This is a genomic window from Mucilaginibacter sp. (genome assembly GCF_025359345.1).
In the GTDB taxonomy this organism is placed as follows: domain Bacteria; phylum Bacteroidota; class Bacteroidia; order Sphingobacteriales; family Sphingobacteriaceae; genus Mucilaginibacter.
In genome coordinates this window covers 175,612-197,194 of sequence record NZ_JANYGQ010000026.1, presented here as the reverse complement: position 1 = coordinate 197,194, position 21,583 = coordinate 175,612, and the positions used below count along the sequence as shown (strand labels likewise).

Below are 21,583 nucleotides of genomic sequence, written 5' to 3'. Positions count from 1 at the left end.
TCATATTAACGTCTAATGCCAATCCTACTTTTGCCGATGTAAAACTAACCAACTAAGGCGCGATCAATATTAAAAAAACATCATCAAATCAAACAAAATCATTAATCATGAAAACTCCGAAAATCATTTTTACCTTTTTGTTAATGTGCTGCTTTTTTACAGGCTTTGCTACTATTGAAAGCTTAAACGGCAAATGGCAGGGCCTTTTAAAAACCGACCAGGGCGACGAGTACCCACTGCTTTACAACTTTAAAATTGATGGCACCCAGCTAACCGGCACTGCAAAAACCCCCAAAGGCGATATGCCCATCAACGATGGAAAAATAACCGGCAACACTTTTACCTTTAATGTAATGGTTAACAATATGGAAATTGACCATACCGGTAAATTTTACGGCGATTCGGTAGGGGTTGACATTAGTTTGGGCGATGCAAAATCGCACGCAACATTGATCAAGGCAGTGACCCCCTAACCCCCTAAAGGGGGGATAAAAGAATAAATATTGCCCCCCAGCACGATTTCGATGGTTTAATATCTTCAGTTTTTGCCATCGCTAAAAATATTTCTCTTATTCCATCCATTTAATTGACAAAAATTTTATTTTTATTGAAATATAGTTGAGCCGCTATGAGCGTTATTAATTATATCTTTATTGTAACATTTATAACGCCTAAAGCATCTTACAAAAAACCAAACTGACATGAAAAAATTCTTTACAACTACAGCATTATTATGCTGCTTTATCGTTTGCTTCGCAATAATAGCAGACATTTCAGGAAAATGGGCCGGTACTATTGTAGCGACTGATGGCTCGGACATTGCGGTTACCTACAATTTTAAAGTTGACGGCGAAAAATTAACCGGAACTGCCGATTCTCCTCAAGGCTCGGTAACAATTGATGACGGCAAAATCAGCGGCGATGCTTTTTCGTTTAAAGTGAATGTATCAGGCACCGATTACCCGCATACCGGTAAAATTTATGCCGATTCGCTTGCTATGGACATCGATTTTGGCGGCCAGAAAGCACACTTTATTGTTAAAAAAGCCAACTAACTATCACCACTAAAACCAAACTTTATGAAGAGAAAGATTTTCACAACCGTGGCGCTGGTTTGTTGCGTGATGGTTTGCTTTGCTTTTTTCGCCGACCTAACCGGTAAATGGACCGGCTCATTACACGCACCGGATGGCAACGATTATCCTTTAAATTATGCATTTAAAGTTGACGGTGATAAACTAACCGGCAGCAGTACCGGCCAACAAGGAAGTGTAGACATTACGAATGGAAAAATTACCGGCAACGATTTTTCGTTTAATATTGACGTAAACGGCGTTGACGTAAAAAACACCTGTAAATTTTACCCGGAAGCCGATTCAGTAGGAATGGACATAGATTACCAGGGCTTTAAAATGCATGCGACCTTAAAACGCAGCACTGATAAATAAAATTAAAAGTCTTAATGTTGAGAAGCCTTGCCAAACCGGCAGGGCTTTTTTTATTCGGCAATTTCCTGTAACCTTTTGTCGCGCCGGTGCATCATATAATTACTAAACTTAAAAATATGAGCAAAAGATTATTTACCACTGTGGCATTGGTATGCTGCTTTATAGTTTGCCTGGCTGTAGCAGCAATAGCGGAGTTATCAGGAAAATGGACAGGTACTGTTACCGACCCGGATGGCCAGGAAATCACGCTGAATTACAACATCAAAGTTGATGGCGATAAGCTAACGGGCACGGGCGAATCGCAGGGAAATCCTGTGAACATTGAAGAGGGCAAAATAGCCGGCAACGATTTTACTTTTAAGGTTACCAACACCGAAGGAGTTGTTATACCGCATAACGGCAGGTATTATCCCGAAGGCGATTCAGTAGGAATGGATATTGATTTCAAAGGCATAAAGTTTCATTGCAAACTTAAACGCGATAAGTAGTCAGCAGCCTTTCATAAAGCTGGTAGTTCTCATCGTCAAAACAAACAAAAATCACCTTTTCAATTTTATCGGTTCCGGATAAAAAATATTTGACCGTATCAACAGCAATTTTCGCGGCAGCATCTTTCGGGAACCTGTAAACGCCTGTACTGATATTGGGGAAGGCGATAGTTTTGCAATTATTATCGATAGCCAATTGCAGTGAATTCTTGTAACAATTGGCCAACTTTTCGTCTTCATGATGTTTGCCACCGTTCCAAACCGGGCCGACGGTATGGATGACGTGTTTTGAAGGCATCCGCCCGGCGGTGGTTATCACTGCTTCTCCCGTTTTACAGCCGCCCTGCCGGGCAACTATGGCGCGGCATTCATCCAAAATTGCCGGACCGCCGGCGCGGTGTATGGCGCCGTCAACTCCTCCTCCGCCTAATAATGAGGTATTGGCGGCATTTACAATTGCATCAACAATTATTTTGGTGATGTCGCCTTGTATTAATTCAATTTTGCTGGTGCCTTCCATAATATTTAATTCGTTAGAGTTTCTCATTATCCGAAGCAAACGGTATCAATGGCTCAGCATTTTTATAATATTCAAATCCTGCCCACGTAAAATCTACTTCGGGGTTTACCCCTATTTCACTGGCCAAAAATTCAGCGTCGGTATCTATTATTTGAGCCCGGTCGATAGAAAAACATGAGCCGTCTTCGTTATAAACAAACTCGTAAATATGCGTGCCAGACTCATCATAATAGCTTTTGTCGGGACCAGGATATTTAGGCAAACCGGTCTTAACATCATAATTCTGCAGGCAAATAAGGTTGTCCGATATATCATAAATAAACACTCGCTTGAAACTCAGTTTGGCATCTCTGTATGACAGTTGCTCCTCTACACTATAATTACGCACTTTATAGGTAAGGTTAAATGAAACATCCGGATTTGTTTCTAAGTATTCAGCAATTTCATTTTCTGACTTTACGTAGTAAGTTGTACCAGATAACTTTTCTCCGATATAAGTTTCAATGTATTTATTGTCATTATTATCAACAATTACCTTATGGTAACGATCTAATTGCTTCGCTTCGGCGAAGGTTAGTTCAGTCCAAACATCATCTATGTATTTTATAGTAGTATCCATTTTATAAATCGTGCGAAGATTTGACAACTCTTAAAGAGTTGTTAAATCTAAGGTAACAATAAACATTCCGCAACTCCATTCAACCCAATCAACTTAATCAACCTAATTAACTAATTTTACATCATGAAAGTGCTCCCCTTCACCATTCCAGTTCCGCACGACCACTCCATAATTGTGCAGGAAGAAGTGTTGCCGCATTTTTATACCTACCTGCACCGCCATGCTGAAATTCAAATTACCTGGATTATAAGCGGCGAAGGCACCTTGCTGGCCGGTAACAACATGCACGTGTTCAGGGAGGGGGAAATTTATATGATTGGCGCCAACCTACCCCATTTGTTTAAAAGCGACCCGGCATACTTTCAACCTGATAGCGATAAAGAGGTTCGGACTGTTACCATTTTTTTTAACCCGTCAGGTAAGTTGTCTGCTTTATTTGGACTGCCCGAGATGAAATCTGTTGAGGCGTTTATTACTCAAAACCCAAGCGGCTTTAAAGTACCCGACGCCATGTACCCCGATATGGTAAATCGTATACTGGCAATTCAACAAGCCAGCGGAGCTGAGCAGTTATACGGCTTTATAAGCCTGCTTAATGTATTAAGCACAACGCCTAACCTGCAGCCGCTATCGTCGGGCAGCTACGCGTTTTCAATGACCGACCCCGAGGGCATGCGCATTGCATCGGTATACAATTACATTATGCAAAACTACAGCAGCGCATTAACCCTGGAGGATGTTGCCATGCAGGCCCACCTTACGCCCACTGCTTTTTGCCGTTATTTTAAAAAGCATACCCGACATACCCTGGTAAATTTTGTAAACAAAGTGCGGGTGAACGAGGCTTGTAAGATGCTGGTAAACGGTTCGGCCAAAAGCATTGCCACCATTGCTTACAGCTGTGGGTTTAACAGCATTACCAATTTTAACTATGTGTTTAAAAGTATTACCGGCGTGTCGCCAAGGGATTATGTGAATAGTTACGCGAGTGCGGTAGAGCAGGAATAGAAGCAAGAAATCAAGATACAAGAATCAGGAAAAAACTCCCGGATATTAGAGATTTAAATACTTGGAATTCTATACTTTATTTTCCTAATCTCTAACCTCTGGTCTCTAATCACTGCCTCAAGGCGTTTTATAATAATAAATAGGCGAATAAACCCCTTCGCTGGTGGTATAGTATCCTTTCCCGTCTGCTGTAAAGCCTATTGCCTCGCCTTGTTTTTCGGGCACATAAAATGGTATTACGGGTTTGCCTTGCATGGTTTTCCAAACAGGTTCGTTGCCGTTGCGCTTCCAGTAATAAACCTTTTCATAACTTTTCAATACTACCTGCGAACCATCTTTTGAAATGTCTCCGGCAGTTATCCATTTAAACAATTTCAGCCCGGCAAAAAACAGCTTGCAGCGTTTGGTTAGGGTAATGGTATCGTTGTCCTTATATTTTAAGGGTGCTGTGTAAACGGTTACCGAGTCCTGCCGTTTGGAAACGACGTACATTAGTTTTTCTACGGGGTCAACCATCAACGTTTCTGCATCCCTGGGCCCGTCCGGGTATTTTAAGTTAACCCGCACCGGCTCGTCCGAAGTAACTTCATTTTGCAGCCAATCAGCCTTTTCAGCAAAGCGATAAATTGTTAAATAGGGTCGCTTTGCCAGGTTGTCGCCAATATCGCCTAAATAAACATAGCTTTTGCCCTTTGCGGGACCTGGCCCAACGGCGATGTCCTCACAATCATAAACGCCCTGTTTGGCCTTTAAATCTCCTTTAAAATAAATAGTCGATTTTAATTTACCATCAGGTGTTATCGCAAAAAAACGACTGGTATCACCACTATCGTTGTGCACATAATAAATATCCGGACTAGTGCCCGAAGCAGCAATGCCCGAAATTTCGTTCATTTGTTTGCTTTCAAGCTTGCCTGCTATATCCGTTTCGCGGTTAAGCTGCCTGTGCCGGCCATAGGCACCTACAAAAAGGACGATTACCAGCGGCACAATTATTCTCATTTTGGCGGAGCGGCTCATTTAAAACTCGATATTGAATCTATAAAACATATTATAACGCAAATAAACGCATTTAGTGTGAAGGGTTGATTAAGAAACGTTGAATACTATATTTTTAGTTAAAAAGTTCGTAAGTATAAAAGATGATTGGTAGATTTACAATCTAAAAACCTTAAAACACGGACCGCAAAGCAACAAATCAATCAATATTTAAAACAAATTAATACATTAGCCATAAATCAATAATTAAATATGCAATTAAATAAAAACGTTTTTTGCGCCCTCGCAGTAGCCTTTTTAGGCTTACAAGCCAAAGCGCAAAAGGTAGAATTTACAGAATACGACCTTCCTAATGGACTGCACGTAGTTCTGCACCAGGATAGCAAAGCGCCGGTAGCGGTGGTGAGTGTTATGTACCACGTAGGGTCGAAAAATGAGGCTGCAGGGCGTACCGGCTTTGCACACTTTTTCGAGCACCTGCTTTTTGAGGGCAGCGACAACATCAAGCGCGGCCAGTTTTTTAAAATAGTATCGGCAAACGGCGGGCAAAACAACGCCAATACCACGCAGGATCGTACTTTTTATTACGAGGTGTTTCCGTCGAACCAATTGGAAACCGGTATGTGGCTGGAGAGTGAGCGCATGCTGCACCCGGTAATAAACGAAATTGGCGTAAAAACCCAAAACGAGGTAGTAAAAGAAGAAAAACGTCAGAGTTTGGATAACCGCCCTTATGGCAATTTAATTACTTACATAAGCGAGGGATTGTTCCCGACACACCCATACCATAACGGTGTAATTGGTTCGATGAAAGATTTGGACGCCGCCAAATTGGACGAGTTTAAAGACTTTTTTAAGAAATATTATGTGCCAAACAACGCCGTATTAACTATAGCGGGCGATATTGATATTGTTAAAACCAAACAATTGGTGCAGTCGTATTTTGCCGATATACCGAAAGGCGCCGACGTGGTTTACAAAAAAGTTGACGAGGCGCCAATCACCAAACAAATTGTTGATACCGCTTACGATGCTAACATCCAATTGCCATTTATGATCGAGGCCTACCGCGTGCCCGGTCGTGACAGTCATGATTCGAAAGTGATGCAGATGATATCTACCCTGCTTTCGGGTGGTGCAAGCTCGCGCATGTACAAAAAGATGGTGGACGAAAAGAAGAACGCGCTACAGGTAGTTGCGTTTAATTACGCCCTTGAAGATTACGGCATGTACATTGTTGGCGCATTACCAAACGGTGGCGCCGACCCTGCATCGCTATTGCCAGATATGGACGAAGAGATTAAAAAGCTGCAGGCTGACTTAATCAGTCCGGAAGAATACCAGAAATTACAGAATCAGTTTGAAAATAACTTTGTAAGCGCTAACACCCGTATGCTGGGCCTTGCTGAAAACCTGAGCAACGGTTACACTTTTTACCATAAAGATACCGGCCATGTTAATAAGGAATTGACCGAAATACGCTCGGTAACAAGGGAAGAAATAAGGGACGCCGCAAGGAAATACCTTAACCCTAACCAGCGCCTTATTTTGTATTATTTGCCCGGAAAAGGTAAAGCCCAATAATTAACCACATCACGAAAAGAAAGTCATGAAGAAATATATAATTATAGCTGCCGGGGCATTATTGCTGCAATATGCACAGGCGCAAACTATTGACCGTACTAAACAACCCAAACCAGGCCCTGCGCCGGTTTTAACCATAAAGGACCCGGTTAAATACATACTGCCCAACGGCATTACCCTTTTGGTTGTTGAAAACCACAGCCTGCCAAAGGTAAACGCCAGCTATCTAATTGATCTAGGCCCGGTAACCGAGGGTAGCAAAGCCGGCGTTGTTAGCCTTATGGGGCAAATGCTGAACGAGGGAACCAAAACAATGCCGAAGGCTGTATTTGACGAAGCAGGCGAAAAGTTGGGTGCCAACATAGGGCTTAGCTCTACCGGTGGCTATGCCTCTGCGCTTACCCGTTATTTTAAAGAAGCGTTTACGTTAATGGGCACCGCTTTGAAAGAGCCCGCATTTACCCAGGAATCATTTGATAAGTTGAAGAGCCAGACAATAACCGGTTTAAAGTCCTCGGCCAAAAGTGCGCCTGCTATTGCAAACCGTGTAAACAACGCACTGGTTTATGGTAAAAACCACCCGGAAGGCGAATTTCAGACCGAAGAAGGCATACAGGCCCTTACGTTACAGGATGTTAAAGATGCCTATAGCAAATATATTACGCCATCGAGGGGTTATTTAACCATCATTGGCGATATTAAACCATCTGATGCAAAGGCACTGGCTACCGAAGTACTGGGTAATTGGAAAGGCGCAACGCTTAGCCTTGCCAAACTTGCAGAAGTACCAAACCCGGCCAAAACTGAAATTGATGTGGTTGACGTGCCTACAGCCGTACAGTCGGAAATTAACGTAATTAACCTTATCGACCTTAAGAAAAACAACCCGGATTATTTCCCTGCAATATTGGCCAGCTATATTTTAGGTGGTGGCGCCGAAAGCCGTTTATTTATGAACCTGCGCGAAAAGCATGGCTTTACCTATGGCGCATATTCGCAGTTAGGCACCGGCCGTTTCCAGGAAACATTTGATGCTTCGGCCTCGGTACGGAATGCCAAGGTTGACAGCGCAGTTACCGAAATGCTGAACGAGATTAAAAAAATCCGTACAGAAAAGGTGTCTGACGAAGAACTAACCAACGCCAAAGCGCTGTACAACGGCTCGTTTGCTTTAGGCCTGGAAGACCCGGCCCGTACTGCAACTTTTGCCAGCAATATTTTGATAAACGATTTGCCGGCTGACTTTTACAAAACTTACCTGCAAAAAGTAAATGCAGTAACTGCCGATGATATTTTGCGCGTGGCACAAAAGTATTTTAACTACGATAACACCCGTGTGGTGGTTGTAGGCGGTGCCGCACAGATGCTTGAAGGCTTAAAGAAAAGCGGCTACCCGGTTAAACTGTATGATAAATTTGCCAATCCTGTAGTTGAAGGCGCAGCCGCAGCTTCGACAGCTGATGTTAAGCCGGCTGATGTGATTAAAGGTTATATCAATGCCCTGGGCGGTGAGGCTGAGCTAAGAAAACTGACATCATATACGGTTACCATGGATATGAGCATGCAGGGTATGAAGCTTGCAGTAACGCAGAAAAAAATGGCGCCTAATAAAGAGATGATGAATATCACCATGGGCGGCAACACGGTAATGAAAGAAGTGTTTGACGGAGCAGCCGGTTACCAGCAACAAGGTCCCAACAAAAAGGATCTTGGTGCCGACGAAGTGGCTCAGAAAAAAGTGTTTACTTCATTAACCGAACAGCTTGATTACTTAACCAACCCGGCATTTAAGCTTGTGGTAAAAGGCATCCAAAAAATAAATGGTGCAGATGCTTACCAGCTTAGTGTTACTGACCCAACCGGCAAAACGTCGACCGAATATTATGATGTAAAAAGCAAACTGCTGGTAAAAAACGAAAGTACCACTGTAACCAACGGCACGAGCGTAAACGCTACAGTTGATTTTGCCGATTACCGCAAAGTGGGCAACCTGATGTTCCCTTACAAACAAACGATAACCCAATCGGCTGGCGGGCAGGACCAAACATTTGAAATGACTATTACCGATGTGAAAATAAACACCGGTGTAACCGCTGACGATTTTAAATAAAAATTCACCAAAATATCAATCTTGAAGGAGTTGCCAAAAAGCAGCTCCTTTTTTGTAACATTATCACTGGTTGAAACGACTATACTTGGGTAAACCCAAAGAAATATTTAATATTGAATACTATCCCTGCACAATTAAACATTATCAGTATGAAAGAGCTTAAAAGAAGAAACTTCCTGAAACTATCGGGCCTGGCAATGGTCCCCGCTTTGCTACCTTCCTTCGCAGTTAATGCAAAATCGCCGGAAGTCGCAATAAAAAATGATACTCCTTCAAGCCCGCTAATTTCATTTACTGACGATGGCATCCATTATCCGCCGGATGAATACCTTGCCAAGTTGCAGGAGATCAGTAAGAAAAATCCGATAAAAGCTGATGTATATGGTGGTGGCGGAACATTAGCCGCGCTTCAGAAAAAATTTGCCGAAATAACCGGCAAAGAAGCAGCTGTTTATATGCCTACGGGTACTATGGCCAATCAACTGGCCATATCGGTGCTTAGCGGCGAAAACACCAAGATATTTGTACAGGACACCAGCCACATTTATCGTGACGAGGCCGACGCGGCACAATCCGTCCATAATAAAAGATTAATGCCCCTGGCGCCTAATGAACCCTATTTTACCTTAGACGATCTGAAAGCTGGCATCAACTTTACCAATGAAGGCGAGGTTTTTAAAAGCGGTATTGGGGCGATAGCCATAGAGAACCCGGTAAGGCGTTGCGATGGCCGGCAGGTACCGCTTGAGGAAATAAAAAAGATATCGGAGTTTTGCCGCAGCAAGGGCTACAAACTTCATTTGGATGGCGCGCGGCTTTATTTGGCGTCGGCTTTTGGCGGGGCGTCCATTGCCGAGTATGCTGCCAATTTCGATACCGTTTACATCTCCCTTTATAAATACCTGGGTGCGGATGGCGGTGCTATCCTTTGCGGTGAAAAAGCGGTGATTGACAAAATGGAGCATTTGATAAAAATTTACGGCGGCACCATCTTTAGCAATTGGAGCAAAGCGGCAATGGCCCTGTATCATCTTGACGGATTGGAAGACCGGCTAAAGAAAACCGCAATACAAGCCACAGACCTTTTTGAAAAGCTGAATAAGGTACCCGGTCTAAGTGTTACCGCACTAAAAGGCGGCAGTAACATATTCGACTTTAAGTTAACGGCCGGTACCGACGTTAAAAAATTCAGGAAGGCGCTTTATGAAAACCATAAGGTAATAATTCGCGGCGCAGGTCCGGATGGCATCATCAAGTTACAGGTAAACGAAACATGCTGAGGACAGACAACCAATTTTTGGTTAAAGCGTTTAGTGATTCGCTGTCGGCTGCGAAAGCATGATGAAACGAATAGCCTCCGCTCCCGTCATTGCAATGACGGGATGGTTGGTCACTGCTTCTTCCCGTTTTCCACGCTTTTAATTTCTTCCTTGCGGTCTTTTTTAAAGTCGAAATTTCTGAAATCAGTAGTTGGCGGCAATTCCATAGTATAGCTGTTGAGCATATCTACCTCAATAGTTACATTATCAGCTATTACATCGATAATGTGACCGCCTGAGGTTTTATCGGCCGACAAAAAATGAAAATGATAGCCTGCAATATGCGGACCTTCCATAAAGACAGGCAACTTATAGCCTACTAAATCGCCTTTTATAGCGTTAAATTCAAAAAAATGTTGCTTATCGAGCATGGCAGCAAGCGGCAGATACGGCTTCTGCTGCACCGGCGGGAAGGCCCTGGTTTTTACGTATTTAAATTTTCCTTTTATGTGAATGGCGTAAATCCCGTTTTGGTTGGTGAGCACACTGTCCATATATTTAAAAAGCCCGGCTTTGGTTAGCTGCCCCGCTGGCTTATAAACCTTAGCGGCCTTGAAAAAGCAAACAACTGCGTAAGGCGTTTCGTCGGCATCATTAATCGGGCTGGTTTTACCGGTGTATTGGGTTTTGTAAAAAACCCCATCAAGCATTAACAATTCACCATCCAGTTTAGCCGGCGCACCCAAGCCAAAATTGCCATGCTGGTGGAGTTTTTTATATGGATACCAGGCATCATATAATCCGCCAATAAACGCAGACGCATAGCCTGCGCTATACAGATTGCCGCCGGTAACAGGTGCCTTTCGCTGGGCGACAGATTTAAAACCCGGCGTTATTAAAATTACAACAAAAAAATATTTAAGTAATGATTTCATATAGAATTTGCGATGCGGTAAATTTTACTTTGCCCTTACGGGGATGTCAAGGTAGTAAATTAACTTTGTATTAAAAGGTGAAGGTTATGAAAGTTGAAATTTGGAGCGATGTAATGTGCCCGTTTTGCTACATCGGCAAGCGCAGGTTTGAAGATGCTTTACAGCAATTTGAGCACAGGGATAAGATAGAAATTGAATGGAAAAGTTTTCAGCTTAACCCCCATTTGGAGACCGACCCGACCATCAATATAAACCAATACCTTGCCGATAAAAAAGGATGGACGATTGACCACGCGCAGCAAATGAACGACCATGTCACCAAAATGGCTGCCGAGGCAGGTTTAACCTACAACATGGATAAAGCTGTTGTTGCGAATAGTTTTAAGGCCCACAGGTTTAGCCACCTGGCTAAAAGCCACGGCCTTGGCATTGCCGCCGAGGAAGCTTTGTTTAAAGCCTATTTTACCAACAGCAAAAATATTGACGATAATAACACACTAATTGAACTGGGCAAACAAATTGGCCTTGATGCTGCCGAAGTAAAGCAGGTGCTGGAAAGCAATGCCTACGCGGCTGACGTAAAGCACGACATTGAAACTGCGCAGCACCTGGGCATACAGGGCGTACCGTTTTTTGTGCTGAATAATAAATATGCTGTATCCGGCGCACAGGCTGTGCCGGTATTTGAACAAACGCTTCAAAAGGCCTATGCCGACTGGCAAAAAGAAAACCCCAGGCCCAAATTTGAAACTGTTGAAGGCGAATCATGCAGCCCGGATGGCGATTGTAACTAATTAATTATAATGTAACCCCGCGGCTTACAATTACGTATCATATTAACCGACGCTTAATTTGCAACGTATACAAGTCCGCATGAAAAAACTTTACTACAAAATCTTTATCGCCCTGTTTTTTATTGGCAGCCTTGCCGGCTGTAAACTGGATCCGCCTATTTATCCTGCCGGAACAGCTCCTGGCACCGGCCTGCCAGCTTCTGGCTACATCAAAATTAAAATAGGCGACATCAACTACACCTTCAGCAATAGCGCGTCGTTTACTTCTTACCCAGCTGGTTCATCCGAGGCGCAGGCTGCAGGCGCTACTGACGGGCAGACTAGCTTAGGCGCCGTTGGGAATACACAAACCGATGTGATAGCGCTGGTATTCAGAAATGCAACCACCGGCACATTCGATCTGCCTGATGTAATAGCCGGTAATTTTGTGCTTGCGCCGTCTCCTTCTGCACAGATCAATGTCACCATATTTACCGCCAAAAAAATAGAAGGCACATTTACAGCAGATATGGCCGACGCTAACGACAACACAAAAATTTACCGGAATTGCCCGGGCTCATTTTCAATCAGCAAATAATCGGCTATCTAATTCTTTCGTAAAAATTAAAGCTATCCTTCAAATTCTGCTATAAATCAGGTACATTTGCGTTAATAATACTAAGTGTAAAAAATACACTTAGTTGATCCGTTTTTAATGACAGAAACTACTTTAATCCAGGCAACAAATACCCGTAAAACGCTTCGCATTGCTGTTGGAGTTTTATTTTTTATGGCTGGGTTATGCTTTTCCAGCTGGGCATCGCGTATAGCAACTGTTCAGCAAAACCTGGGCTTAACAGATGCGGCTTTGGGTGCGGTTTTATTCTCGTTGCCGGTTGGGTTAATGTTATCACTTCCTTTTTCGGGCTGGGCCATTACCAAAGTGGGCAGTAAAAAAGTGTTGCTGGGGGCCATCCTGGTTTACGGCATCTGTTTGATATCATTGGGATTGGCACAAACCACCCTCCAGTTAATTGTCGGCCTGGTTTGCTTCGGCTTTTCGAGCAATGCGGTAAATATTTCTGTAAACACGCAGGCCGTTGTTGCCGAACGTATGTACGAGCGGCCGATTATGGCTTCATTCCATGGTTTGTGGAGCCTGGCAGGGTTCGCCGGGGCGGGTATAGGCACCATAATGATAGCTAATCACATCAATCCCTTTCATCATTTTGTAATTGTGCTGGCCATACTTGCTTTGGGTGTAACCATAGCATCGCGATATTTATATGATGATGTTGGCGCCCCGAAAATAGATTCTGCTGTTAAAATTAAACTCCTGGAGCGTTTACGTTTAATGCTCCCGCTGCTAACGTTGGGCAGTATTGCTTTCTGTTCCATGATATGCGAAGGCGCCATGTTCGACTGGAGCGTTATTTACTTTAAAAAAGTAGTGGATGCCCCTATTGCCATGCAAGGCGCAGGTTTTACGGCCTTTATGCTCACCATGGCAGGCGGCAGGTTCGTCGCCGATTTGTTTGCCGCCAGGTTCGGGTTAAAGCGTACATTGCAGGTTAGCGGCTCATTAACGGTTACCGGCTTACTTACGGCTGTTATATTTCCGCATCTTTATACAGCTATGGCCGGTTTTATGCTTGTAGGTGTCGGCGTATCGTCAGTAGTGCCCATGGTTTACAGTGCCGCCGGAAAATCAAAGACAATGTCGCCTGGAGTTGCGCTGGCAGCAGTTTCAACCATTGGCTTTATAGGATTTTTGATTGGGCCGCCGGTAATAGGCTTTATCGCAGGGCTTGCCACGCTGCGGGCTTCATTTGTTTTTATAGCGATAATGGGCATGAGCGTAGTGGTATTATCTACGCGGGCGAAACTGTGATTTCTATTTTTTTGATTTCACCGATTGGAGCATGATTTCACCGACTCCGGTGGCGACTTAACATAATGTCACTTCAGACTTCAGACTTCAGACTTCAGACTTCAGACTTCAGACTTCAGACTTCAGACATCTTCGCCAGTTTCCCAATCGTCAATCCCTGCACTACGATAGAGAACACTACAATTACATAGGTTATCAAAACAAATTCATCGCGGTGCATAGCTTCGGGTATTGAAAGCGCCATAGCTACTGACAGCCCGCCGCGCAGGCCTCCCCAGGTAAGCATCAGGATGGCATTCTTTTCAAATTTTATCCAGATTTTTAAAAACAGAACCGGCACGGCAACACAAAGTAGTCGGGCAAATAGAACTACCCCAACCATTATGCCGCCAATTATCATAATCGTAGGGTTAACTTTTATCACGAGCATTTCCAAACCAATCAACAGGAAAAGTATGGCGTTAAATATTTCATCGGTAAGGTCCCAGAATTTGCCAAGGTAATCGCGCGATGTTTCAGAAAGCCCTTCACTTTTGCCTTTAGTGCCCATTATGATACCTGCTATGATAATTGCAAGCGGCCCCGACAGATGAAGATAATCTGCTAGCCAATACCCGCACATTACAACAGTTAGGGTTATCAAAACCTCTACCCGGTAATTATCGATTGATTTAATAAGCAGATGCGCAACGTAGCCAAGTATCGCCCCAAATAATAAACCGCCCCCTGCCTCTTTTAAAAAAAGCAGTGCGGTATTACCTATCGAAAATTTAGCCGTTCCGTTTACAGCGGCTTCAAAAATCGTTAAAAAAACAACTACGCCCACCCCATCATTAAAAAGCGATTCGCCGGTTATTTTTACTTCCAGCGTTTTGGGGATGCCTGCCTGTTTTAGTATGCCCATAACGGCTATGGGGTCTGTTGGTGAAATTAAGGCGCCAAACAACAGGCAATAGATGTAGGGTATTTGCAGGCCAAAGGCCCCAAACAGATAATAAGCCATTACGCTTACTAAAAAAGTAGATATAAAAGTGCCGATGGTAGCCATTAGCATAACCGGCCAGAATTCCTTTTTTAGTTCGTTGGCATCAACATGCAAGGCGCCGGCAAACAGTAAAAATGCCAGCATTATTTTCATCAGTACCTGCTCAAAATTGATATTTGATACCAGCAGCAGTGCTTTCGACGAAAACCCCGGAATTAAACTGCCGAAGATGGCTATAAGGATGGACGACAGCAGCGCTATCACCATAATACCTATGGTAGGCGGCCATTTTATCCACCTGTCGTTTACATAGGCAAAAATTGCCGTTAGTAAAATAAGGATAGATATGATATGGTAAGTAGTCATCGCCCGACGAATTTAACCTTTTTCGGCCATTCGTTTACTTGCCGGTTAGCGTATTCCTATTAATTTTGGCATCAATTATTATTTACGTAGACTAATTTCTATCTTTCGGACTTCCGGCCTTTTTCGGAATCCGGACTTATTTAAACCGATGTTGTGGATAACAGGATAAAATTATTGAACAAAAAGCGCGAAGAGGCCCTTTTAGGCGGAGGCCAGGCGCGTATTGAAAGTCAGCATAAAAAAGGCAAGCTTACTGCACGCGAGCGTTTACATTTTTTATTGGATGAGGGCTCATTCCAGGAAATCGGCATGCTGGTATCGCACCGCTCAACCGATTTTGGGATGGAAAAAGAAAAATACCCCGGCGATGGCGTGGTAACCGGCTATGGCACGGTAAACGGCCGGTTGGTTTATGTTTTCTCGCAGGATTTTACCGTTTTCGGCGGCTCGCTGTCTGAAACCCATGCTGAGAAAATCTGCAAAATAATGGACCTCGCCATGAAAAACGGAGCGCCCGTTGTAGGCCTCAATGACTCAGGCGGCGCGCGTATACAGGAAGGTGTGGTATCGTTAGGCGGTTATGCCGATATATTTTACAAAAACACCATGGCATCGGGCGTGGTGCCCCAAATATCGGCCATATTGGGCCCCTGTGCCGGCGGCGCGGTTTATTCGCCTGCCATTACCGATTTTATATTGATGGTGGAGAACACCAGCTACATGTTTGTTACCGGCCCCAACGTGGTAAAAACCGTAACGCACGAAGTGGTAACATCCGAAGAGTTAGGCGGTGCAACAACCCATGCCACCAAATCGGGGGTAACCCATTTTGCATGTGCTAACGAGATCGAAGCCATCCAAAACGTAAAACGCCTGCTGAGCTACATGCCGCAAAACTGCGAGGATGTTGCACCGAACATCCCGTACGAGATAAAGAACGAATTGCGGGAGGAGTTGAATACCATAATGCCCGAAAATGCGTCGCAACCTTACGACATACGCGAGGTGATTGACCATGTGATTGATGAGGGTTCGTTTTTAGAGATACATAAAGATTTTGCCGAAAACATAGTGGTTGGCTTTGCCCGTTTGGCTGGCCGCAGTATTGGTATTGTCGCCAATCAGCCCGCGTTTTTAGCCGGGGTGCTTGATATTCATTCATCAACCAAAGGCGCGCGGTTTGTGCGATTTTGCGATAGCTTTAACATTCCGTTGCTGGTGTTTGAAGATGTACCGGGCTTTTTACCGGGTACAGACCAGGAATGGAATGCCATTATCACCAACGGCGCCAAGCTGCTTTACTCGTTTTGCGAAGCAACTGTACCGCGCATCACAGTTATTACCCGCAAGGCCTACGGCGGCGCGTACGATGTAATGAACTCCAAACACATAGGCGCCGATATGAACTACGCCTGGCCAACTGCCGAGATTGCGGTAATGGGCGCCAAAGGCGCGGCAGAGATCATCTTTAAAAGGGAAATAACCTCGGCCGCAGACCCGGAAGCCAAATGGCGCGAAAAAGAGCAACAGTATGCCGAAATTTTTGCCAACCCTTACCGCGCTGCCGAACGTGGCTTTATTGATGAAGTAATTGAGCCGGCCGAAACGCGCCTCAAGCTAATTCACGCATTTAAAATGCTGGAAAATAAAGTTGTGAATAATCCGAGGAAGAAGCATGGGAATATCCCGTTGTAAGAATTTCGGATATCGGATTTTCGATTTCGGATTTGGGAATATTTATTATTTAAAATTTCTGTAATAGGACTAAACTGCCTTTTCTAATTGTTATCAACGTTATGCAAATTGATAATTCCGAAATCGAACATCCGAATTCCGAAATAGAACAAATCCGCCCGGAGCATACCTGGCAACTGCGCAGGGATATTTTGTACCCTGCGTTGACCAAGCGTGAAATGGAAATGGAGGAAGATGTTGATGGCATCCATTTCGGGCTTTTTACGGAAAATAAACTGGCGGGAGTTGTTTCGCTGTTTCAGAACGGCACCTCATTCCAGTTCCGTAAGCTGGCGGTTAATGCATCTTTCCAACACAAAGGCCTCGGCACATTATTGGTAAATTACATGACCCAATACGCCGAAGAAAACAGCGGCACGCTAATCTGGTGTAACGCACGGGTTGATGCGGTTGCGTTTTATCTTAAGCTGGGTTTTGTGCAAACCGGCAGGTTCTTTACAAAAAAGGGGATCGACTACGAAGTAATGGAAAAGCCAATTACTCCTGTTTCAAATCATACAAAATAGCAGTCGCGTACTCGTTAAAAAATAAATCAGACGACTGCTGTGCAGCGTTGATGGCCGCACCTACATCACCCTCTGCCTCATATACTACCGACAGATTATACGCGGCTTTGCTTGCACGCACCTTAACTTTATCCTGTAGAAAAGGCTGCAGCAGGCTATCGGCTTTTTCAAAGTTATGTGCTACTATTTCCTTCACGGCCGGCATCAAAAAATCATCGTTATAAAGTGGCCTGTTGTGGGTTATAGCGTATGGGAGATATTCGCGAAGGGCAATTTGCACTGCATGCTCCGCAGAGCTGTTTACTGTCGCCTTGTTACGCCCTACGGCAGGCTCCAGAGCTATTACTGCCAGCAGGTTGTTGGATAGCTTGTCGGCCATTGGGTCGCTGGCTATGCCATCGAGTTTTTTGGAATAAATTCCGTTGTGCTCGTATAACAGGAAATTAACCGCCACATTGGAACTGTAAAAACTAGCAGAGCCATCGAATTCATTCATCTCAATACCGGCGTTGAAATTCGTTAGCGCCAGTACATAATCGGCTTTATAGTTCTTTGCGATCAGCTTTATCGAATCAGTATTCACCTTAAAATCGGCGGAATCGACAAGGTTAATGGTCTTTACATGCTGTAATTGTCCCAATTGTTTAGCAGCCGATTTGATGGCTGTAAAAGCTCCTGTTTTAAAAACGGCGAGCTTTTTTTTGTTGCCGATTTTTAGTGCATCCGCATCAAACCGGTTGATTACTACTATCGTCGTAGAGTCTTTACGAAAATAAGAATGCGGCGTATATTCAACAGGAACAGAAACGTATAGCGGCGCCCCGCACGATGCAAATAGAAAAACGAAAAGGATAAGTATCGGTGATAAAAGCTTCATGATATCCGTTTGACAGCAAACCCGGTTGAGGGTTTAATTCCGTTGTAATTCCCGATTGGCTTTTTCGATATAAGCTAGCGGTCGCCTCACCCCAAACCCCTCTCCAAAGGAGAGGGGCTTAAAAAGCATATTTTCGCGTGCGAAGCTTAAGTCCTCTCCTTTGGAGAGGATTTAGGTGAGGCGAAGTAACAGTTTTGATACGCCAGCCCATATATCAACCTCATTTCAAAAAATATTTTCAAAAAAATTTGCGCAACCAGATAATTGCAAATATATTTGCAATCAAATAGTTGCAAATGGACATCAGACGAGATATTTACCAGGCCATAGCCGACCCCACCCGCAGGGCCATACTCACCCTGCTTACCGTAGGCGCCATGACGCCCAATGCCATTGCCGGGCATTTTGGCAGCAGCAGGCAAGCGGTTTCAAAACACATACAGATACTGGCCGAATGCGGCGCGGTTGACCAGGATCAACGCGGCCGCGAGATTTATTACCAGCTAAATATTAATAAAATGAAAGAGATAGACCATTGGATGGAATCTTTCCGCAAGTTATGGGAGACCCGTTTTGACCAATTAGACGACTTATTAAAAGACCTATAAACCAAAAAATTATGACAAACAACTTTGTGTTCGAACCAGACCTTGCTGCTAAAAAGATCTATATAAGCCGTGAATTTAATGCACCGGTTGAAAAAGTATGGCGGGCCTGGACAGAGCCTGCCCTGATCGAGAAATGGATCGCACCAAAACCATGGACGGCCGAAACCAAAACATGGGATTTTACCGTTGGCGGCGTATGGCTTTACGCCATGGTTGGCACTGACGGGCAGCGGTTCTGGGTTTATGCATTATTTACCGCGATAGAAAATGGCAGTGCAATTTCAACAACAGGTATGTTTTGCGACGGGGATGGCAACCCGGTTGCTGGCGGGCCAAAATCATACCGCGATACTAAATTTCTATCTATTGACGGTAACAGGTCAAAAGTGGCTTCGGTGATAACCTTTGAAGAAGAATCTACCATAAAAATGTTCATGGATGGGGGCTTCAAACAGGGTACTGGCGCGAGCTTTAACAACCTGGATGAATTACTGGCTTCGGAATAAATACGGTTTCCGCAGGGTTTCAGGCAAGTTTACATTAACCCATAAAAAATATGCGGATTTTGCAGCAGATGGTTAGGTGAATTAAAGAGGCGTAGCCTCGGCCAGATGTTGTAGCCACGGGTTTCAACCCGTGGAATAAAGACGAAATGGATTCAGAACCGTAGGTTCGACCAATATTTTGGAATATTTACACCTAAATATGGCTCGTGCCGACGGCACTCTTTATTTTTTCAATCAATCTACCACGGGTTGAAACCCTTGGCTACAATGTGTTCCGGGCCGATGGCCCTTCAAATATTTGAGGAATTTTTGTGAGTTAACTTAAACCGGCAAGGGGCCCTGCTGAGACAGAATACTTAACAAACACAATGAATTAAAGAAAAATCACAATGCGAAAATTAAAATTACAAATGCAAACCACCCTCGACGGCTTCGTTGCTGGTCCGAACGGTGAGAACGACTGGGTGTTTATACCCGGCAAGCAGGACCCTGAGGCTTTACAACAGGTTATCGCGTTTGGCGTAGAGCTGGCCGCCGGCTGCGATACCATTCTGCTGGGCCGCAAACTTGGTGGTGCTGGTTTTGTGGGTTACTGGGAAGATGTGGCCAAACAGCCTGAAAACCCCTGGCAGCCTTTTGGGCAGCTTATGGCCGACCACCGCAAAATAGCCTTTAGCCACACCGAAACAAGCGTGCCCGACCCCAACATAGAAGTGGAAAACGGCGACCTGGAAACAACGGTAAAGGCCCTTAAAAATCAACCCGGCAAGGACATCATCGTTTACGGCGGCGTCGATTTTGTCAGCTCGCTGGTTGGCCTCAACCTGATTGATGAATATTACCTTATCGTTAACCCAATTGCCATCGGTGCAGGTCTGTCCATTTTTAAGGAGCGAAAGGTGCTGGAATTGCAAAGTTCAGTCGCTTTTAAGAGCGGGAAAATAGTTAATAAATATGTGCCGGTTGGGTAGTTCATAGTTGATGGTTCATGGTTCATAGCCGGAACTAGTCAACTGGCTTTTCCCTCTTTGCGGAGCAGAGAGGGTGGTCGAGCGAAGCAATGACCGGGTGAGTCGATATACGAGCGGCGTTAACGCAAATGCACTGGCGTCGACTCTCCCCGACCACGCTTTGCTGGTCGACCATCTCTTCGCTGCGCGGAAAGAGCGTGAGCTGCAATTTCCAATCCCCGCAGGGTCCTCTTTGAGAGACCCTGCTGAAACAAATCATAAACAAAAACTATATCCATATGAAACAGGCTATACTTTTCTTAGTTGTCATTTTGCAACTGGCGACAAGGCAAAATGCATATTCACAGGCTACAACCGGCGGCAGGCAACAGTACGCAGCGCTCGGCGATTTTACTTTGGAAAATGGTCAGCATATTGTTGATTGTAAAATTGGGTACCGCACATTTGGGAAACTAAATGCAACCCGGTCTAACGCGTTGATATACCCTACATCCGGCGGTAGTACAACGGCTATGATGGAACTTTTTGGTGCGGGTACTGAGGTGGATACCACCCGATTTTACCTCATATTGGTAGATGCTTTGGGTAATGGCGTTTCATCTTCGCCAAGTAACAGTGTTAGTCAGCCAAAAACGTCGTTTCCGCAATTTAGCATACGCGACATGGTAAACACCCAATATAAAATGCTTATCGATAAACTGAATATTCATCATTTAGCCGCTGTGGTGGGCGGTTCCATGGGTGCATGCCAGGCCTTACAATGGGCAGTAAGTTGTCCTGATTTTATGGACAAAGTAGTCGCAATTGAAGGCACACCGAAACTTACTACCTACGACCTATTGTGGATGAACACTTATAAAGCGGCGGTAAAAAGCGACACGGCTTATCATGCCGGCAATTATACGGTTAATCCCGATTCGCGGTTGGCCACCCATATGATGCAATTAATACTTACTACACCTGCATATTTGAACAATGCGGTACCTGCAGATAGTTTGTCCGCGTACCTTGCATCGCTCGAAAAGAATCCGTTTAAAGTTGATGCCAATAATTTTCTGTGGCAAACAGACGCGGTGATGAAGCAAGATATTACTACCAAAGCCGGTGGATCACTGGAGAATGCCGCTAAACTAATAAAAGCAAAACTGCTGATCATTGCCAACAAACAGGACCATATTATAAACCAAACCCTCGCCATAAAATTTGCCGAAATGACAAAGGCCCAATTAATTGTTATGGATAACGATTTAGGACACCTGATTTTTAATGAGAAAAGTGTAATTGAGGCAACGGGGAAGTTTTTGGGGGAATGAGTTTTGGCTGGGGAAACTACAGGCTAAAGGTTTCAAAAGATTAAGCTAAAATATAGCTAAGA

General features: G+C 44.3%; 23 protein-coding genes. 17 read left to right on the top strand and 6 right to left on the bottom strand.

Features of this window, described 5'->3' with window-relative positions; all coding sequences use genetic code 11:
• Window positions 1-107 precede the first annotated feature (107 nt).
• The 4 genes from Q0R52_RS17390 (at window position 108) to Q0R52_RS17375 (ending at window position 1,936) form a co-directional block, all read left to right on the top strand.
• The gene (locus tag Q0R52_RS17390; protein WP_295796480.1) at window positions 108-473 is read left to right on the top strand and encodes a hypothetical protein; all 366 of its coding nucleotides are present in this window, start codon (window positions 108-110) and stop codon (window positions 471-473) included.
• Window positions 474-701: 228 nt separating this feature from the next.
• Window positions 702-1,055: a hypothetical protein gene (locus Q0R52_RS17385; protein ID WP_295796478.1), complete on the top strand. Its 354-nt coding sequence runs from the start codon at window positions 702-704 to the stop codon at window positions 1,053-1,055.
• A gap of 24 nt (window positions 1,056-1,079) precedes the next feature.
• Complete coding sequence (locus tag Q0R52_RS17380; protein WP_295796477.1) at window positions 1,080-1,448, top strand: hypothetical protein; 369 nt, start codon at window positions 1,080-1,082, stop codon at window positions 1,446-1,448.
• 116 nt (window positions 1,449-1,564) lie between these two features.
• On the top strand, window positions 1,565-1,936 hold the full coding sequence (locus Q0R52_RS17375; protein ID WP_295796475.1) for a hypothetical protein: 372 nt from the start codon (window positions 1,565-1,567) through the stop codon (window positions 1,934-1,936).
• Here the strand turns inward: Q0R52_RS17375 and Q0R52_RS17370 are convergent.
• Both Q0R52_RS17370 and Q0R52_RS17365 read right to left on the bottom strand, forming a co-directional pair.
• Window positions 1,920-2,483, bottom strand: a complete 564-nt coding sequence (locus tag Q0R52_RS17370) for an O-acetyl-ADP-ribose deacetylase (RefSeq protein ID WP_295796473.1) — start codon at window positions 2,481-2,483, stop codon at window positions 1,920-1,922. The two genes, Q0R52_RS17375 and Q0R52_RS17370, sit on opposite strands and share 17 nt — an antisense overlap.
• On the bottom strand, window positions 2,470-3,075 hold the full coding sequence (locus Q0R52_RS17365) for a hypothetical protein (protein ID WP_295796471.1): 606 nt from the start codon (window positions 3,073-3,075) through the stop codon (window positions 2,470-2,472). The genes Q0R52_RS17370 and Q0R52_RS17365 overlap by 14 nt, the downstream gene beginning before the upstream one ends.
• A gap of 123 nt (window positions 3,076-3,198) precedes the next feature.
• On the opposite strand from Q0R52_RS17365, the gene Q0R52_RS17360 reads away from it, so the two are divergent.
• A complete protein-coding gene (locus Q0R52_RS17360) occupies window positions 3,199-4,083 on the top strand; it encodes an AraC family transcriptional regulator (RefSeq protein ID WP_295796469.1) in 885 nt (294 codons plus the stop codon).
• A gap of 117 nt (window positions 4,084-4,200) precedes the next feature.
• Here Q0R52_RS17360 and Q0R52_RS17355 read toward each other — a convergent pair whose 3' ends face one another.
• Window positions 4,201-5,103 (bottom strand): hypothetical protein, encoded by a 903-nt coding sequence (locus Q0R52_RS17355; protein ID WP_295796468.1) that lies wholly within the window; start codon window positions 5,101-5,103, stop codon window positions 4,201-4,203.
• Window positions 5,104-5,334: 231 nt separating this feature from the next.
• Between Q0R52_RS17355 and Q0R52_RS17350 the strand changes: the two genes are divergently transcribed.
• From Q0R52_RS17350 to Q0R52_RS17340, 3 genes are all read left to right on the top strand, one after another.
• Window positions 5,335-6,666 (top strand): pitrilysin family protein, encoded by a 1,332-nt coding sequence (locus Q0R52_RS17350; protein ID WP_295796467.1) that lies wholly within the window; start codon window positions 5,335-5,337, stop codon window positions 6,664-6,666.
• Window positions 6,667-6,691: 25 nt separating this feature from the next.
• Window positions 6,692-8,776 carry a pitrilysin family protein gene (locus Q0R52_RS17345; RefSeq protein WP_295796466.1) on the top strand — a complete coding sequence of 695 codons (2,085 nt, stop codon included), beginning with the start codon at window positions 6,692-6,694 and terminating at the stop codon, window positions 8,774-8,776.
• 149 nt (window positions 8,777-8,925) lie between these two features.
• Entirely contained in the window at window positions 8,926-10,056 is a 1,131-nt protein-coding gene (locus Q0R52_RS17340; protein ID WP_295796464.1) for an aminotransferase class I/II-fold pyridoxal phosphate-dependent enzyme, read from the top strand.
• Window positions 10,057-10,166: 110 nt separating this feature from the next.
• On the opposite strand, the gene budA is transcribed toward Q0R52_RS17340, so the two are convergent.
• Window positions 10,167-10,970, bottom strand: a complete 804-nt coding sequence (gene budA, locus Q0R52_RS17335; RefSeq protein WP_295796463.1) for an acetolactate decarboxylase — start codon at window positions 10,968-10,970, stop codon at window positions 10,167-10,169.
• Between the two features lie 86 nt (window positions 10,971-11,056).
• On the opposite strand from budA, the gene Q0R52_RS17330 reads away from it, so the two are divergent.
• The 3 genes from Q0R52_RS17330 (at window position 11,057) to Q0R52_RS17320 (ending at window position 13,634) form a co-directional block, all read left to right on the top strand.
• Window positions 11,057-11,764 carry a DsbA family oxidoreductase gene (locus tag Q0R52_RS17330; RefSeq protein ID WP_295796462.1) on the top strand — a complete coding sequence of 236 codons (708 nt, stop codon included), beginning with the start codon at window positions 11,057-11,059 and terminating at the stop codon, window positions 11,762-11,764.
• Window positions 11,765-11,843: 79 nt separating this feature from the next.
• Window positions 11,844-12,341 (top strand): hypothetical protein, encoded by a 498-nt coding sequence (locus Q0R52_RS17325; RefSeq protein ID WP_252788358.1) that lies wholly within the window; start codon window positions 11,844-11,846, stop codon window positions 12,339-12,341.
• A gap of 117 nt (window positions 12,342-12,458) precedes the next feature.
• Window positions 12,459-13,634: an MFS transporter gene (locus Q0R52_RS17320; protein ID WP_295796460.1), complete on the top strand. Its 1,176-nt coding sequence runs from the start codon at window positions 12,459-12,461 to the stop codon at window positions 13,632-13,634.
• Between the two features lie 115 nt (window positions 13,635-13,749).
• Here Q0R52_RS17320 and Q0R52_RS17315 read toward each other — a convergent pair whose 3' ends face one another.
• Window positions 13,750-14,985 (bottom strand): sodium:proton antiporter, encoded by a 1,236-nt coding sequence (locus tag Q0R52_RS17315; protein ID WP_295796459.1) that lies wholly within the window; start codon window positions 14,983-14,985, stop codon window positions 13,750-13,752.
• A 153-nt stretch (window positions 14,986-15,138) separates the two neighbouring features.
• On the opposite strand from Q0R52_RS17315, the gene Q0R52_RS17310 reads away from it, so the two are divergent.
• Window positions 15,139-16,680 (top strand): acyl-CoA carboxylase subunit beta, encoded by a 1,542-nt coding sequence (locus tag Q0R52_RS17310; RefSeq protein WP_295796457.1) that lies wholly within the window; start codon window positions 15,139-15,141, stop codon window positions 16,678-16,680.
• A 101-nt stretch (window positions 16,681-16,781) separates the two neighbouring features.
• The gene (locus Q0R52_RS17305) at window positions 16,782-17,246 is read left to right on the top strand and encodes a GNAT family N-acetyltransferase (protein ID WP_295796455.1); all 465 of its coding nucleotides are present in this window, start codon (window positions 16,782-16,784) and stop codon (window positions 17,244-17,246) included.
• Here Q0R52_RS17305 and Q0R52_RS17300 read toward each other — a convergent pair.
• The gene (locus Q0R52_RS17300) at window positions 17,218-18,123 is read right to left on the bottom strand and encodes a DUF6340 family protein (protein ID WP_295796454.1); all 906 of its coding nucleotides are present in this window, start codon (window positions 18,121-18,123) and stop codon (window positions 17,218-17,220) included. The two genes, Q0R52_RS17305 and Q0R52_RS17300, sit on opposite strands and share 29 nt — an antisense overlap.
• 296 nt (window positions 18,124-18,419) lie before the next feature.
• Between Q0R52_RS17300 and Q0R52_RS17295 the strand changes: the two genes are divergently transcribed.
• From Q0R52_RS17295 to Q0R52_RS17280, 4 genes are all read left to right on the top strand, one after another.
• Complete coding sequence (locus Q0R52_RS17295; RefSeq protein WP_295796453.1) at window positions 18,420-18,731, top strand: metalloregulator ArsR/SmtB family transcription factor; 312 nt, start codon at window positions 18,420-18,422, stop codon at window positions 18,729-18,731.
• Window positions 18,732-18,742: 11 nt separating this feature from the next.
• The gene (locus Q0R52_RS17290) at window positions 18,743-19,237 is read left to right on the top strand and encodes an SRPBCC domain-containing protein (protein WP_295796451.1); all 495 of its coding nucleotides are present in this window, start codon (window positions 18,743-18,745) and stop codon (window positions 19,235-19,237) included.
• A gap of 389 nt (window positions 19,238-19,626) precedes the next feature.
• Complete coding sequence (locus Q0R52_RS17285; protein ID WP_295796450.1) at window positions 19,627-20,208, top strand: dihydrofolate reductase family protein; 582 nt, start codon at window positions 19,627-19,629, stop codon at window positions 20,206-20,208.
• 278 nt (window positions 20,209-20,486) lie between these two features.
• Window positions 20,487-21,521: an alpha/beta fold hydrolase gene (locus tag Q0R52_RS17280; RefSeq protein ID WP_295796448.1), complete on the top strand. Its 1,035-nt coding sequence runs from the start codon at window positions 20,487-20,489 to the stop codon at window positions 21,519-21,521.
• Window positions 21,522-21,583 lie beyond the last annotated feature (62 nt).